The organism is Limosilactobacillus fastidiosus, assembly GCF_014145505.1.
Lineage (GTDB): Bacteria > Bacillota > Bacilli > Lactobacillales > Lactobacillaceae > Limosilactobacillus > Limosilactobacillus fastidiosus.
The window spans coordinates 57769-73337 of record NZ_JACIUZ010000041.1 but is presented as its reverse complement, the minus strand read 5'-3'; the positions used below and the strand labels follow the sequence as shown (position 1 = coordinate 73337).

The window sequence follows — 15569 nt, the reverse complement described above, 5'->3', positions numbered from 1 at the left end:
AGTCTTCAAATTTATAGGGTGTTTTTAGTTTAGTTCACCATCGGCAATCTTTTCAAGTAATGGTCGAGATGGGATGAAGAATAATTGGCCGGAAAGAATATCAGAGAATGAGAGAAGGTAATCGTTTTTCTTCAGCATATTTTCTAACATTGTCTTAGTAACTTTCCAATAACGGGAGTAACCAATAAAGTAAGTACCGGTATTGCCAGCTACTGGATCGGAGTACGGAACGTTCATCCGGATAATCTTTTGTTCTACCCCGTTAATTTTTGCTTGTGAAGCAACATTGTGTGCATTGGCAAACTTTTCGCCATCTTCAAGTTCAAGGTCGCTAAATTTCTTTCGCCCAACAGCTCGTTCCTGATCTTCGGTTGTTAGTTGGTTCCAAATGTCCATGTGGTGACGCCACTTTTGTGCAAAGGCGTAGGAACCATTTTCAAAGAACGGGTCTTCATCTCCAATGATTGCATAGTGGGCAGCATCTTCAACTTGTGGAGCTTCTGTCCCGTCAATGAAGCCGATAATTGCCCGACCTTCAAAGTACCGAAAGCCCTTTGTTTCATCAATTACGGTGGTAAAATCCTTGAGGAATAAGCGGCACTGACGAAGCAATTCATAAACAACGGCTTCATCATTTGCTCGAATATGAAGGAAAATATCGCCCTTGGTTGCCGGCATAGTGTACTTTTCTCCGGAAAGGGTTTGATAAGGTTCGAGTTCCTTTGGTTTAGGAGCATTAGGGAACAGGTAATCCCATGCATCACTGCTAAAGCCAAGCGCAGTTTTCAAATTACCTTGGTTATCCCGGATCCTTAATGATCTGATAATTGCTTGGTAGCGATCGACAAACTCCTGAATCGCTTCCTGTTCTTTTGCCTGATCTTTACGGTTTAGTTCAAGAATAGTAAATTGGACGTGCTCACCAGCGTCTTTCCAGACGTCTTGAGCCTTACTAGGATTCATTACCATTTAATTACTCCCTTTCTAACGGCGTTATCATTCATATCTATCATATTATACCATTCTAAGTCTTTAAATTAATCTTCCAAATAGCACTTGTGGGTTATAATAAAGTGCAAAGGAAAATAAAAAAATATTATAAAATTAATAGGTATAGTTCGTGATAATAATTGCATTCAACCTAGGATAGATATAGGATCTACCTTAAGAACATAAAATAAATTTGAATTAACTTATTAGTGATAATTATTACGAGGGTATTTGTAAATATAAAAGCAATTTTTGCTATCAGAGTAAGTTAAAAACGATAAAGTGACGGTGGGATAATGAATATCAATGAGCAAAATCAATCAATGGATACAAGTCAACTATCTGTTGCTAATAATGAATATCTTGATGGTGGTCAAGGACACTATGGCGCAATTGTTTTACACAGTCTGGATCAAGCAGTAAGACAGGATAAATTGCATGAGATTCCTTATACACGAAATGAAGATGGCTCGTTTAAAAAGATCAGGATTCCTGTGGAAGGTGGTTATGCCTCAGTAACTAGTGACGGGAATGTTATTAGCACATTTGACCCTGCCACTTTAGAGGATCCAACCAAGGATACTGATATTTACTATATCGTATATTACAGTTTGGTTGGTCAGGTTACCGCAAATGTCTCAAATGAAGTGCAAAAGATTGAACTAGATCACTTTTATAGTGTCAGTACTTCAGGGGATGAGATGTGGCCAGCTACCTTTGGTCCAATGACACTTACCAATAATCTTAATCAAACTTTTGGGAAGAATGCTTCAATTTGGGTTAAGGGAAATTATATTGATACCGGAAGAAATTCAGTAAAGATGCCTGCCCAAAAGATAGATGAAAATGGTAATCCGGTTCCAGATACCAATGTTGGAATTTATACTTTAACTTCAAAGGGTGCCCATCGTGGAGCAACAGTTAGTTTTGAATTAACGGATACTACTTACGATGGGGCGATTGCACCAGCTTATGTTGTCCTGTCAGATAATAATTTTGATTATATCGGATTCGTTCGTTTTCAACCTAAGATTATTCGGGGTGAAGTATCTAACCCAACAACAATCGGTTGGCAGGGTAAAGAGCAACACGGCAAAATTTCAATTAAAAATAATCTTCCAATTATTACTCAGAATGATAATCCATCAACGGATCTTTTTTATCAACAAACTGATCCAGAAAATAAGATTAAGCAAAAGAAACCATCAAATATTGGTATTAAGGATATTAAATTTTGGGTTAATGAAAGTGCTATGGGTGCACAAACGATGGATGCGATTTTAGATAACGAAAAGATCGGTGTTTACCGTCTTGATCGACGGAATAATGAAATTATCTTTCAGCCAAGTGGAAATTTTATTGGTCGTCCCCAGCCAATTCAATTTATTGCTTACGGTACGGATGGTCATAGTTATCTTGGTAGTTTTAGTCAAGCAGTCTTAGGAATACAATTACAAAACACGCATGCTCTCCAAGGAGTTGCTCAGACTTCTCAAATTACGGTTGTTTCTAAACCAAATGAACCAGGAAGGCCACTAGACCCTAATTCACCAATTGATATTATCAGTAATGGTCAAGCAAGTAAGCAGGCCAATGCAACTAAAAATGGACAAAATATAGGAAAATTCCAAGTTGATGAAAGTAGGGGAACGGTATCGTTTATCCCTGATAAGAACTTTATTGGGCAGCCAGATAAGGTTACTATTCGGGTAATGTCCGCAAGTGGAGAACCAACAATTCTTCAGTACCAACCAACCGTTGAAGCTGTTCGACCAAGTGCTCGAATTGCACCGACAATTGGTGAACAAGGACAAAGCCAAACGTCTAAGGTTCGGATTACTAGTGGAAGTGATCAAGTACTGGCCAGGATTGATGCAAATCACCCAGCACGCTTTATTATTAATGGGCAGGTAAGTAATGCTGAAAAACTAACTATTACTGGAATTGGGAGTTATATTTTAGAACCGACTACCGGATTAGTAACCTTTTCGCCTGACTTTGAGTATTTTGGAAAGCCGAAGGGAGTTAACATCCAAGTAACCGATGATAATGATACGCCTGCGATCGCAACCTATAATGTTACCGTCTTGCGTCATCAAGTTGCTCCACAGCCTTCACCAACAGTAAATAGTAGTGATCAGGGAGTAATTGAAGAGTCACCTGTTGGCACAACAGTTATTCAGCAATCGGCTAATCAACAATCACAGTCAACGCGAGCTCAATCCGTTACTCCTCACTCACAGGAGGTCTTAATTCAACCAATACCACAGGGGCAACAGGTAGAAATTCACTCGCAACAGCAGCCGGTAGATGAACAACTACAATCCCAACATGAACCGCAGCAACTTAATAATCACCAAGAAGAGGTTGTTGTACAGGAGACCGTTCAGCAACAACCATCCCTAGTTCAGTCAGAGGTACAATTAACGACTAGCATGTCACAATCACAAGAGGTTGTTGTACAGGAGAACGCTCAACCAACACCTGCTCAGCAACAATCAGCAGTTCAGCAGTCGGTGGTTCAGCCCACTAAAGGACCAGAGCGATCAGCCGGTGATACTGAATTGCAAATGATTGATGATACTAATGCTTGGTACCTAATGGCAGTTGGTCTTTTGGGTGCATTATCTGGTAATGGAGAATAATAGAAGAAAAGAGAGGTCCGTTTATGACTTCTCTTTTTATTCGGTAAATTAATTAGGTTACTTCTTCAAAAACTCAAGATCTTCAAATTTTGTTTTTTGATAACGGCAGAACTCTTAATCAGGTTCTGATTCTTGTCGACGTCATGGGAAACTCAATACCTTTAATCTATGCTAATTAGATGGATTACTGTCATAGGGAGTGTTTATGAGTACGGTTCGCCAAGCAATTTGGCTTCCCAACACTAACCGTTATGTTAAAACTAACAATATAACTTCATGTTTATCGTGCCATAAAAGTACTCTTAGTAACGTTAATTTGTGGTAATAAAAAATGGTGAAAGTAATTACTTTCACCATTTTTTATTTTTATTGAACGTGTTAATCGAAAAGAAGTGATTATAAAATTACTTTTGACTCATTACTTCTTCACCGTTAGCAGTGATAGTAAAGGTCTTGTTAGCAGCGTCTGCATCTAGAACAGCAACGTTCTTGCCGTCCTTATCCTTTCGAGTAATCTTGATAGTGTTTTCGGTTGGGGTTTCAACATCGATTGAGCCGTCAAGATCGAAAGCAGCAAACTTGTTTCGCCATGAGAGAAGCTTCAAGAGGTTAGCAACGACTGGACGTTGAACTTCCTTTGCAACTTCTTCCTTAGTGTAGTAGTGACGGTTAATGTTCCGACCTTCCTTGGTCTTTTCAAGTAAGTCAAGGTCATTTGAACCAGCCAATAGACCAACATAGTAAATCATTGGAATACCAGGGGCAAATACTTGGATAGCACGGGAAAGAAGGTAAGCATTATCATTGTCACCCAATGCTGAGTAGTAAGTGGAGTTGATTTGGTAAATATCAAGGTTGTGGTATTCAGCACTTGAGTACTTCCGCTTAACGTTAGCACCAACCTTGTACAATTCGTTAGAAGCGTAGTCAATTTCATCATCGGTTAAGATATCCTTAGCATCAACCACACCGATACCATCATGAGTATCAAGAGTAGTAAATTGCTTCATTGGAGACATCTTTAACCACTTAGCAAGACGGTTAGTCTTACCAGAGTAGAGAGTGTAAAGAGTGGTCATTGGTAGCGCAAAGTCGTAAACAAAGTAACCGTGATCAGAAATCTTTTCTGGAATAGTGTAGTGTTCGTGGATTTCTGGCAAAATATCAGCCTTGTATGGGGCAAGAATATCACGAACTTCATTTAAGAGGTCCCAAATTTCTGGTTCAACGAAGAAATCATTAGTATCGACCTTCTTTACAGCGTAGGCAAAGGCATCCAAGCGGATTAAGTCTGCACCGTGCTTAACCATATCAGTTAAGGTTTGCTTGAAGAATTCTTGAGCAACTTTACTCTTGACGTTGATATCAATTTGTTCTTCACCGAATGTGTTCCATAGATGTTCCTTAGTACCATCATCAAAGTCGATTTCTTGTTCAGGAGCTTTGTCTTTCCGCTTGTAAATCATATCGATGTCCTTTTGAGTAGGACGACCTTTACCAGCAGCTTCCCAGAACTTTTCCCAGCGAATGAAGAAATCATTGTACTTAGAATCATCATGGTTCTTCTTGAAGTCTTGGTACATTACTGACTTTTTGGAAATGTGGTTGATCATGAAGTCAAACATTAAGTAGTAGTCTTCACCTAAGGCTTCAACGTCATCCCAGTTACCAAATGCTGAGTCAACAACATCGTAACGGTATGGTGCGAAACCACGGTCACCAGTTGATGGGAAGAATGGAAGTAAGTGAACACCACCGATAGCATCACCGATGTAGTTCTTAAGGACTTCATGAGTTTCCTTAATGTTCTTAGCCATTGAGTCAGAATAAGTAATTAACATTGCTTTGTTTTGAATAGGCATAGTGAAAATCCTCCTAATTAATTTTAATTAAGCCTTTTGTGCGTGACGACTTGCAAAGAAAATGATGATTCCGATTAGAATCAGGACAACACCATAAACTGGGAATGGAGCTGCGAGACCAAGGCCACTTAATGGTTGACCAAGCAGATTGTTTGTCCATTGACCAATAGTTGGTGAGAAGAATGAACCGAAGTTAAATCCAATCAAACACAATGATGTAACTAATGGTTGACGGTTGGCAGGTGCTAAGTCAGGAAGTAAGTTAAAGATTAATGGTGAAACTAATTGAAGTGGGAATCCAATTAAGAGTAATCCAATAACCATCAATACGAAGTTATGACCGGCAAAACCAAAGAGGAAGTTTGAAAGAGCCATTAAGCCGAGACCAAGGTAAACAGTTCCAAAGCCAAGCAGTTTATTAATTGGTCCGTAGCAAATTCCACCAAGAGTTGCCCCAATCAACATTAATGAAAGGAACATTGATGAACCGGTATATTGTTCACCATTAATAGCAACAGACAAACCAGGGAAACGGTTTTCCATTCCAACATAGTCAACAACTAAAAGGAAAGCAAATAAAACAAGGAGGTAAACAACTGGACTAATCTTTGTGATTTCTTGTGACTCTTCGTTGGTTAACTCTTCGGCCAGGTTATCTTCGGCAACACTATTATCTTGAGCTTTGCTGTCATCAGGAACCCGCATTGCAAAGAAGAAGAGAACAACGAATGCAAAGGCGTAAACAAGGAATGATGCATGCCAGCCAGCATAGTTAAGAAGCAAACCTGCAACAGCCAGGGTACATGCTTGACCAATTTGTTCAGCAGCAGCTCGCCAACCGAGCATTTGAGCCCGCGTTTCACCTTGATACCAGACTGAAATTAAGGAAATAGCTTGGGAGTTATATAACCCGTAACCGGCACCTAAAATTAGACGAGAAATCAAGATGATGGTGTAGTTACTAATAAACATTGGAACCAACCCAGCAATCCCAACGATAGTAACACCAGTCATAATGATCTTTTTGTCAGAGATGTTAAACCATTGTTGAAGTAATGGTGAAAGAACAACAAAGATCATTACTGCAAATGAAGGAGTAGTAACTAAGTACTCCGATTGTGGTTGACTGATTCCTAATGCAGCCTTTAATTGAGGTAGTGAACCTTGAATGGCGTATGCACTAGTAACCATGAAGGAAACTGATAAGAAAGCGAGTTTGGTAACCATTGAATTCTTATTATTCATAGTTCGAATTACTCTCCATATATTTAGTTTTGATAAACGCTTATCATTTAGCTTGTGTGAATAATATACAATGGCTATTTTTAAATGTCAAACGCTTGTCAAAAGAAATGTAATCATTTTCATTATTATTAAATTGGTATGTTATGAAAATGAAAATGAAAGCTTATGAGAATGCGAAAGCAGAAGATTTTGTCGTAAAAGTGAATAAGTGAATAAGTGAAAAATATTTAAAAGCTTCTAGAAATGATATTGAGATCCATTCCAAGAAGCCGTTAAAGAATAGTTAGTATTGGTGGTTATTTTCGTAAGTTAATTCTGGTTCACGACCGGTCCGAAAGAATTGATTGAGATCGTCAATTTGTTTCATTTCGTCTGCCGATAGTTTGAAATCATAGATATCGGCATTTTGCTTAATTCGTTTGGGATGAATTGATTTGGGAATAAATGAAACACCATTTTGGAGGTGCCAACGCAAAATAACTTGAGCAGTTGATTTATTATGCTGCTTAGCAATTGATTCTAGTTCAGGAATATTTAGCATGGCACCCCGACCGAGAGGACTCCAAGCTTGCGTAACGATTTGGTGTTCCTGGTCATATTTAAGCATTGGTTTTTGAGTTAGCCGCGGATGCAGCTCAATTTGGTTAACAACCGGCATTTCGTTAGCCTGAGTTGCCAAATATTGGAGGTGAATAATCTGAAAGTTACTAACACCAATTGACTTAGTTAAGCCTTCCTTTTTTAGTTCTTCAAAAGCTTGCCAAGTATCAAAAAAGGCTCGTTGAATTGGCCAATGAACCAGTAATAGATCAATATAATCCATTTGCAGCTCCTTTAATGATTCCTTAACAGAATTGATTGTCCTTTGGTAGCCTTGGTTGGCTTCAGAAACTTTCGTAGTCACAAAAATATTTTCCCGGGAAATATCTAAGTCCTTAAAAGCTTGGCCAACCTCCTTTTCATTTCCGTATAGTTGGGCAGTATCAAAAAGGCGATAACCATTTTGGTAGGCCGCTTGGATTGAATTACGCATGGTTACCCGATCGGTAACTTTATAAAGGCCAAATCCTTCTTGAGGAATTTGATTACCGTCAGCAAGCTTTAGCATATTTGATTGAATATCCATTTTAATATCTCCTTATTTAGCATCACGCCAATTATAATACATCCATTATAGTTCACCCTAACTTTCCTCAATAAAATAACCACCGAACTTCAGTCAATTGAAGAACATTGGCTACTTATAATGTAATAATAAAATCCTAATTTAAAATTGGCTCTGTAACGCGTGCAAGTTGGTTAAGGACTTCTTCACCTGTTTGCATGGATTGGTTTTTATCACTATACATTGCAATAGTGTATGAATTACCGCTTTCAGTTTTGACATAACCGATACTATTAATGATCCACTTTTCTTTACCATATTCGAGCCACCCATTTTTTAGGGAAAAATGATTACTTGAGGCGGAAATACCCCAAAGCTGGTCGCTCTCGACATTACTCATTAAGTTATTAATGTACTGCCGGGAATTTGAGGAAAGAATATTTGATTTATAGAAAATATTATTAAGAAGCTTGATCTGATCTTTGGGAGTGGTTGTACTAAGCCCCCAGGAAGTATTTGCAGTGGAGTCAGTCATTCCAAATTCATTAAATGTAGATTGAAGCCCCTCTTGACCACCTAAATCAGCAAATAACTTATTTGTTGAATCATTGTCACTTGCTTCGATCATTTGCTTGGCTAAAGAACTTTGGTGTGAAGAAAGAAATCCGTTTTGTTTAACTAAAAGACCGGCAAGAATACTTACTTTGACTGTACTTGCCATGTGAAATTTATGTTCTGGAACATTAGAAGAAGTATATGTTCGGTGAGTTTTCGGTGAATAAACGGCAATAGCAACATTATTATTCGAAGTATAAACAATCTTATTCCAAGCAGCTTTGAGTCGGGAACTTGTTGCAGTGAAATGGTGAATTCCCCAGAAGGCAGCAAGGATAATTAAAATAAATAGTACTACTTTACGGCGATTTAATCGTTGGTGGCGCGATGAACGCATGGTGAAAACTCTCCTTTAATTTGATAACACTAAACAATCATACCAGTAATTTGGTGAAAAGGGGCTGTCTTTAACCTAATTATTAGGAGAATTTAAATAAATATGTTGAATGTTTTATAAAAGTTATTAGAATTTATATTCTGAATGTCTAAATGCGATATTATAAGGGGTGATATTTTTGAGAAAAGGAAACAATAGCGTGATGAAAAAAATAAAACAAGCGTTAATGATGATACTTATTACCATCTTAACCATAAATGTAGTTACTGTGGGGACAGTCAATAAAGTTATGGCAGATGCAACAAAGTTAAATTTAAATGCTCGAGCGGCCTATGCGATTGATGCCGAAACTGGGCAAGTTTTATACCAGAAAAACGCGAATAAGACCTACCCGATTGCGTCATTAACTAAGGTACTTACATTAGCGGTAATCGAACAAGACGTAAAAAGCCATCATTTAAGTTGGAATCAAAAGGTTAAGATCACACCAGCAGTTGCGAAGGTTGCTAATGATTGGCATTTTTCTAATGTTCCATTAAATGCTGGGGAGAGTTATACGGTTCGTCAGCTTGCTGAATCAATGATGATCGTTTCCGCTGATGGTAGTGCAGAAGCGTTAGCATTAGCGGATGCCGGAAGTACAGCGGCATTTAATAAAAAAATGCAGGTAGTAGCGAAAAAAGCTGGGGTCACGGATGCAAAAATCTACAATATGATTGGCCTTGCTAATGGTGATTTGGGGAAGAACCGATTAAAGGGCGTAAAGAAGACGGCCGAAAACAAATTTTCAGCCCAAGATATGGCCTTAATTTCAAAATACTTGATTGATACTTATCCGGATTCACTAAAGATTACGAAAACAAAATTTGCTAACTTTAGAGTTAGTGCTAATCAGCAATACCAGATGATAAATATTAATTCATTGTTGCCTGGAAATGCATTTGCACCAAAGAACGGAACCATTGATGGCTTGAAGACAGGGAATACGGATACCGCTGGAAAGTGTATTATTTCCACGGGGATGTTTGCTGGGCGGCGGGTAATTGTCGTTGCTCTTCATACTAAAGGAGACTGGAATGCTCAGTCGAAGGATGCTCAGGAATTTTACGAGAAGTTAACTGATCTTTACCAACCAGTGCAAATTACATCTCTGAAGCAGTTACCAAAAAATGTTCAAAGCGTTCATGTTGTTCATGCTAAGGATAAGCATCAGACTGGATTAAAATTAGCAAGGCCAGTGTTTATTTGGCTTCCTAAAGGGACCGTACTAAATAAAGTAGATGCCAGTCTAAAAGTTAACCATAGCGGTCAATCTCTAACTCATCAATTAAAAGCTCCCGTTAAGAAGGGAAAAGTTGTCGGTAGTATCGTTCTGAAACCAGCCGGCCTTGGTTCCGTTAAACTTCCAGTTAAAGCCACCAATAATATCGAAAAAAACGGGTGGTTCTAAAATGAGAGTGCGAGCCCGTTAACTTGAGCGTAATTAAAAACAGCAGGTGTGTGTAATGAATACACCTGCTGTTTTTGATTATCCTAACTGTATTTTTAGTATTCTACATGCCATTTAATTGTGTAGGTTTTTTCTTCATTTGGATGAAGAGTGATGTCACCGAATTCTGGATGGTGAATAGCATCTGAGAGCGTTTGAGCTTCCATGGCAATCCCAAGGTGAGGATGAACTTCACCATGGTTATATACTGCGGGGTCGTCAGAATTCATGGTGTACATAATTAATGCATTCCGATCAGAGTAAAGGGACATCTTTCGACCGCTTTCAGGATCTTCAAGGGTAGCAACTGGTTCGTTAAGATTTGGTTCAACTTCCCAAATGTCGTCAAAACCATTTTCCTTAGTTGAAGTCATCTCTTTAAGGGCATCCCCTAATTGAGTTGGTGTACTAAAATCAAATGGTGTACCTTCATTAGTGATTTTTTCACCAGTCGGGATCTTGCCATCATCAACGGCCAAGTGGTTTTTGGAGTTAACGTAGAGCTTTAATTGATCAACCGTTTTAACGTTTGAATTTGCCATGTTCCAGTAGGTATGGTTGGTTGGGTTAAATAGTGTATCAGCATCTGAAGTTGCACTAAACTTCAAGGTTAAGTTGTTCTTATTGTCTAGCGTGTAAGTTGCGGTGACATGAATCTGGCCTGGGAAGGTATCCATTTCTTCGGTCAGTGTCAAACTTAGGGTAATGGATACTTCGTTTGCAGTTTCATTAGTAGAATCAACGTTCCAGATATAACTGTAAAAACCATTCGTACCACCATGGAGGGTGTTTTTCCCTTCATTTTGTTCAACTTGGTATTTTTTACCGTTAATTTCAAATTGACCTTCAGCGATTCGTCCCGCAACCCGACCGATTAGCCGGTTAGTGCAGAATCCGTTATTAGTGAATTCATCAAGATTTTCAGAAGTCAAGATCATATCAGCCTTGCCACCATCTTTTGTTGGTACTTTAAATGATTGTAAAAGACCAGCAAAGTCCAAGATCCCCGCTTGAACGCCATGATCATTAGTCAAAACATACTTAGTAACTGGCCTTCCTTGATAAGTTCCAAATGGCACTTCAGTAATATTCATAATTGTATTTGCCTCCTCAAAAGTAAGCGCTTTAATATATATCAAAGTTATTTTACCACAATTAAGAAAAAGGTGGCGCAATCGTTTGCGTCACCTTTCAGAATCTAATTCTATTTTTAGGATTTATTCATTGGTTCGTAAGCTGTTACGAAAAGCGTCATAATCTCTAGAAACCTGTTTAGCATAGGCATTTGTCCACTCAATAAAACGGTCATCTAGTATTTTTTGCCCCTTTAGGTATCCACGAATCATTGGAGCGGTTGGACTTTGAAAGTGAGCCATTGCTAATAGTGAACTGCAGACTTGACAGTAAAGGTTAAAACTTTCGTAGTCAAGCTTATCCATCTTAATTGATTCTTTCATGTCACGGAACTGACGAATATAGTAGCTTCGTCCACCAAAGCGGGTGCTTCCAAGAAAAGGATCGGAGGAAGATTGGAGTGTTCGTTGAGCGGTAACAATCCGACGCCCTGCCATAGCACCATTTTTAATCGCTTCTTTAGTTGGTAAGCGAAGCAAGTTATAACGTAATGGCATTGCTTCTTTAATTTGGAGGACAAGGTGACTTTTCTCGTTACCAGTTAAAAGGATGAGGTAGCAACGAGTTCCAAAACTACCAACACCAACGCTATAGCGAATGACGTCGGTAATGCTAAAGTTGCCAAGAAAAATTCGTATATCTTGGCGAACATTATCCCGATACTGTTCAAAGCCTTGAAGAATTTCATCGTACTTTCTTGCATCCACATGTTTTGCACGGGGAGCATTTTCGATGAACCGTAGTTGCCCATCTTCTCCAATTTTGGTCATTTTTTTAACAATATGTTCTGAATTGCTTTGAGTGCTTTTTTTGATGATTTTATGGAGGATCTTATTCATTTGATGAGCACTATCATTCATAGTATCAATAGCTGCTATCATATCGTGGATTTCATATGATGAGTATAGTCGTTTAAAGAGACTAAGCTTATTATTTCGCTTAACGCGATGCCGATAGGTCTTGGTGATTAAATGAAGAACACTATTAAGTTGTTCATCACTAAAGCCGTTTTCTTCTCCAGCCAGTCGAGCACTAACTAAGAGACGTTTGAGATCGCTCTCCCAGTTGCCAATTCGTGATTCATCGAAATCGTTCAAACCAAAAAGTAATTGACGCTCAGGAGAAGCGTAAAAACCGTAGTTATTAACATGCGCATCCCCACAGATGATTAGCGGAATATGACTTTGGTATTGATCTTTGAGATCCTGTTCCATTAATTCTGCTGTTCCGCGAAAAAAGGCAAATTTGCTTGCCAACATTCGTTCGTGACGAAGAGGTAAGAGTTCTTGGATCATTTTAGATTCTGTTTTTTGAATTGCTGCAACGGGATCTCGGTGAACGGGGATAAATTTAGCTAATTGTTCACTACTTACTTTGGCCTGCTTTTCTTTGCCTGCCTCTTCTAATTCCTTAGCAGTTCGATTAATTTTGATTTTTTTGAGATCAAAAATATCTAATTTACTCGAATCAAACATTTTTGTAACTCCTTTGTTATTTTGCATTTTCTTAATTATTTTAGTAGTTTTGTTCTTATTGTCTAGAATATTTGTTTTCATTTAACCATTCTGTCACAATAAAGGTAAATGAGAAAGTATAAGAGATAAGCGTGAGTTTTGAAAGATTAAGTACGTTTTGAAAAAGGGAGTGATATTGATGTTAATTGCGGTTGAAAATAATGTTGCTCAACATTTACATGTCAACACCAGATTAAGTGATGAGCAGCGATTAATGAGGACAGATGCATGGTCTGTTAGGGTGACAGGTGACTTTATGATTGTGATGAATAATCTTTTATCTTTACCGGTAATTGTCCGTCATCCCCAACAATTTAGTGATCCACGTTCGTTCACTGCAGCTTTTAAACGTGAATTGATCCGACTACTAGAGTCTTTGCCAGTACCACGAGTTAAGATTCGGCTAATTCGTGAATGGCAACTAAAACAAGTGGAGTTTGTTCAACCAATTGCCCCTGCACTCCAGCAACGGTTACAGCTCTTTCAGAATTTGCTAACTCATCCGGGGATTGTCCAGTGGGATGATGATCCAAGTAATCCTGCCATTTCATTGTCATTAATAAAAAAACTTAAGTTACAGGATGTTGAAACAAATGAAGTTCAAACGGTGACGGGACTTTTTGAAAAACACATGATGAAGGACTTTGCTCTTGCTGCTCATCCAAAATTTAATGAACATAATCGACGTTACTTATATCAATCTAAATCACTAAATGATGTCATGAATGAATCAGAAGTTAGCGAAAAAATTATTCGTGATTATCAATCTTCCCTGGAAAGGTTAGGAAAAAGTGATCAGATTGTTGATCGAGATACCGATTACGCGATGGACTACCTATCATATCTTGCCGAAAGTGGCAACACGATCCTTGATGACGTTTCGGCAATTTACTATTACGTTTATAACTATGGAGTACGGAATAACGAACGTATAACTACTTCCAAGTACCGGGGGATGGGGGCTGCATTTCGTGAATTGGGCCGGTTCTTTAAACGCCAAGCTTTGTTTAGCAATGCAGATTTTGATCAGTTTAGTCAGGCATTAAACCAGGCAATCGATAATGCTACTCCAGCCAATGAGGGGTACCGCTTAGAAAGAATGTTCCATAGTGCGGAGGCAGAACTTGCCCGACGTCATTCTCTGTTAAAATATGCGCACCACTACCGCAAACTTCAGTACCAAGTAAAGGTCGAATTAGCTGATTACCAGCCTAGTATGTGGCGTCGCTTTCAATTCAATGGTGAGACTAGGTTGGATGAGCTTTGCTATTATATTATGGCGAGTTTTCAGGCAACAGGTTCTCACCTCTATAATTTGCAATTAAATAAGGTTAATTACCAGTTACCGTACCTTGATGGTGGTGAAAATATTACCCTACATTGGCTTGGAGAGGCACAACAGGGTGAACGATTGACACTTGAATATGATTTTGGTGATTCCTGGAAATTTAACATAGTAGTTGAAAAGGTTATCCCAACTCGACGTTATCGTTTAACTTCGGTTGAACCAAAAGTACTTGATGGTAGTGGTAAAGGAATTATAGATGATATTGGGGGTACGGCTGGATTAGAATTGGCGGCACAAGATGATCTAACAATTAACGATGATTTTAATCTTAAAAAGCTACAGAGTGAGTTAGGAGCTTTAGCAACGGATATTGCCAAACAATATCAATGAGATGTTTAGTAATTCACAATAAATATGAACTTGAAAACGCCCTTGATGCATTAAAGTACGTCAAACGTGGTGACGTCAAAGGCGCCTGCGTATTGATGGTAAGTAAATAGTGGGCTAGTCCGTTTCGACTATGTTCCAGTAGATACGATGGCGCTAGCAAGGCGTTGCTAAACATATTTTAGCTGTGTAGAAAATTTCCATTAATTTCAGGTATAATTAAAATATTAATATCAAAATATAAGGAGGAAAATAAAAATGCAATATCCACAACTAGATCTTGCGGCCGTAAAGGGACCACAAGCAACGATTAAAACTAATCTTGGTGAGATTAAAATTCAATTATTTAAGGAACAAGCGCCTAAGACGGTAAAAAACTTTGTTCAATTAGCTGAAAAAGGCTATTACGATGGGGTTATCTTCCACCGGGTTATTCCTGACTTTATGATTCAGGGTGGTGACCCTAGCGGAACAGGTCGTGGTGGTAAGAGTATTTATGGAAAGGCATTTGAAGATGAATTTTCCGAGCAGTTATTTAATTTTACTGGGGCAGTTTCAATGGCTAACGCAGGTCCTAACACTAATGGTAGCCAGTTCTTTATTGTTTCTAACGAACACGTTCCTGCTAATATGATTGAGCAGATGAAGGCGGTTGGTTACCCACAAGAAATTATTGACCATTACGCAAAAGTTGGTGGAACTCCTTGGCTAGATAACCGTCACACAGTATTTGGCCAAGTTCTTGCCGGAATGGATGTCGTAAAAAAGATTAGTCAGGTTGAACGGGACAACATGGATAAGCCAAAGGAAGATGTTGTTATGGAAAAGGTAACGATTGATAATAACTGATAAATTAGCTTATTTATGTATAATAAGCTTGTGATTTTAATCTTAAAAGCAAGAAAAATCTAGTTAATTTTAAATAAATTAGCTAGATTTTTTGTTTAGTTAGTTTGTG

At 38.4% G+C, this 15569-nt stretch carries 11 protein-coding genes; 4 read left to right on the top strand and 7 right to left on the bottom strand.

The genetic code is table 11. From position 1 onward, the window contains the following. Nucleotides 1-24: 24 nt before the first annotated feature. Entirely contained in the window at nucleotides 25-969 is a 945-nt protein-coding gene (locus H5R64_RS06425) for a Dyp-type peroxidase (protein WP_182580824.1), read from the bottom strand. Nucleotides 970-1286: 317 nt separating this feature from the next. On the opposite strand from H5R64_RS06425, the gene H5R64_RS06420 reads away from it, so the two are divergent. Beyond that, the gene (locus H5R64_RS06420; RefSeq protein WP_182580825.1) at nucleotides 1287-3635 is read left to right on the top strand and encodes a hypothetical protein; all 2349 of its coding nucleotides are present in this window, start codon (nucleotides 1287-1289) and stop codon (nucleotides 3633-3635) included. Nucleotides 3636-4039: 404 nt separating this feature from the next. Here H5R64_RS06420 and gtfA read toward each other — a convergent pair whose 3' ends face one another. The 4 genes from gtfA to H5R64_RS06400 all read right to left on the bottom strand — a co-directional run bounded on the left by gtfA (nucleotide 4040) and on the right by H5R64_RS06400 (nucleotide 8799). Continuing rightward, nucleotides 4040-5497, bottom strand: coding sequence for a sucrose phosphorylase (gene gtfA, locus H5R64_RS06415; RefSeq protein WP_182580826.1), 1458 nt, complete (start codon nucleotides 5495-5497; stop codon nucleotides 4040-4042). Between the two features lie 27 nt (nucleotides 5498-5524). Then, nucleotides 5525-6742, bottom strand: a complete 1218-nt coding sequence (locus H5R64_RS06410; RefSeq protein WP_182580827.1) for an MFS transporter — start codon at nucleotides 6740-6742, stop codon at nucleotides 5525-5527. 283 nt (nucleotides 6743-7025) lie between these two features. Next, nucleotides 7026-7868, bottom strand: coding sequence for an aldo/keto reductase (locus tag H5R64_RS06405; protein WP_182580828.1), 843 nt, complete (start codon nucleotides 7866-7868; stop codon nucleotides 7026-7028). Nucleotides 7869-8004: 136 nt separating this feature from the next. Continuing rightward, nucleotides 8005-8799: a serine hydrolase gene (locus tag H5R64_RS06400; RefSeq protein ID WP_182580829.1), complete on the bottom strand. Its 795-nt coding sequence runs from the start codon at nucleotides 8797-8799 to the stop codon at nucleotides 8005-8007. A 202-nt stretch (nucleotides 8800-9001) separates the two neighbouring features. Here H5R64_RS06400 and H5R64_RS06395 point away from each other — a divergent pair, with 202 nt between their 5' ends. Beyond that, complete coding sequence (locus tag H5R64_RS06395) at nucleotides 9002-10249, top strand: D-alanyl-D-alanine carboxypeptidase family protein (protein WP_182580859.1); 1248 nt, start codon at nucleotides 9002-9004, stop codon at nucleotides 10247-10249. Nucleotides 10250-10344: 95 nt separating this feature from the next. Here H5R64_RS06395 and H5R64_RS06390 read toward each other — a convergent pair whose 3' ends face one another. Both H5R64_RS06390 and H5R64_RS06385 read right to left on the bottom strand, forming a co-directional pair. Next, nucleotides 10345-11382 carry an aldose epimerase family protein gene (locus H5R64_RS06390; RefSeq protein ID WP_182580830.1) on the bottom strand — a complete coding sequence of 346 codons (1038 nt, stop codon included), beginning with the start codon at nucleotides 11380-11382 and terminating at the stop codon, nucleotides 10345-10347. A 123-nt stretch (nucleotides 11383-11505) separates the two neighbouring features. Next, on the bottom strand, nucleotides 11506-12897 hold the full coding sequence (locus H5R64_RS06385) for a DUF2252 domain-containing protein (RefSeq protein ID WP_182580831.1): 1392 nt from the start codon (nucleotides 12895-12897) through the stop codon (nucleotides 11506-11508). Between the two features lie 178 nt (nucleotides 12898-13075). Here H5R64_RS06385 and H5R64_RS06380 point away from each other — a divergent pair, with 178 nt between their 5' ends. Continuing rightward, nucleotides 13076-14614 (top strand): plasmid pRiA4b ORF-3 family protein, encoded by a 1539-nt coding sequence (locus tag H5R64_RS06380; RefSeq protein WP_182580832.1) that lies wholly within the window; start codon nucleotides 13076-13078, stop codon nucleotides 14612-14614. A 255-nt stretch (nucleotides 14615-14869) separates the two neighbouring features. Then, complete coding sequence (locus H5R64_RS06375; RefSeq protein ID WP_182580833.1) at nucleotides 14870-15460, top strand: peptidylprolyl isomerase; 591 nt, start codon at nucleotides 14870-14872, stop codon at nucleotides 15458-15460. Nucleotides 15461-15569 lie beyond the last annotated feature (109 nt).

Coding starts and splice junctions, on each gene's coding strand:
- H5R64_RS06425 (WP_182580824.1), bottom strand. CDS start 969: ATGGTAATGAATCCTAGTAAGGCTCAAGACGTCTGGAAAGACGCTGGT.
- H5R64_RS06420 (WP_182580825.1), top strand. CDS start 1,287: ATGAATATCAATGAGCAAAATCAATCAATGGATACAAGTCAACTATCT.
- gtfA (WP_182580826.1), bottom strand. CDS start 5,497: ATGCCTATTCAAAACAAAGCAATGTTAATTACTTATTCTGACTCAATG.
- H5R64_RS06410 (WP_182580827.1), bottom strand. CDS start 6,742: ATGAATAATAAGAATTCAATGGTTACCAAACTCGCTTTCTTATCAGTT.
- H5R64_RS06405 (WP_182580828.1), bottom strand. CDS start 7,868: ATGGATATTCAATCAAATATGCTAAAGCTTGCTGACGGTAATCAAATT.
- H5R64_RS06400 (WP_182580829.1), bottom strand. CDS start 8,799: ATGCGTTCATCGCGCCACCAACGATTAAATCGCCGTAAAGTAGTACTA.
- H5R64_RS06395 (WP_182580859.1), top strand. CDS start 9,002: ATGAAAAAAATAAAACAAGCGTTAATGATGATACTTATTACCATCTTA.
- H5R64_RS06390 (WP_182580830.1), bottom strand. CDS start 11,382: ATGAATATTACTGAAGTGCCATTTGGAACTTATCAAGGAAGGCCAGTT.
- H5R64_RS06385 (WP_182580831.1), bottom strand. CDS start 12,897: ATGTTTGATTCGAGTAAATTAGATATTTTTGATCTCAAAAAAATCAAA.
- H5R64_RS06380 (WP_182580832.1), top strand. CDS start 13,076: ATGTTAATTGCGGTTGAAAATAATGTTGCTCAACATTTACATGTCAAC.
- H5R64_RS06375 (WP_182580833.1), top strand. CDS start 14,870: ATGCAATATCCACAACTAGATCTTGCGGCCGTAAAGGGACCACAAGCA.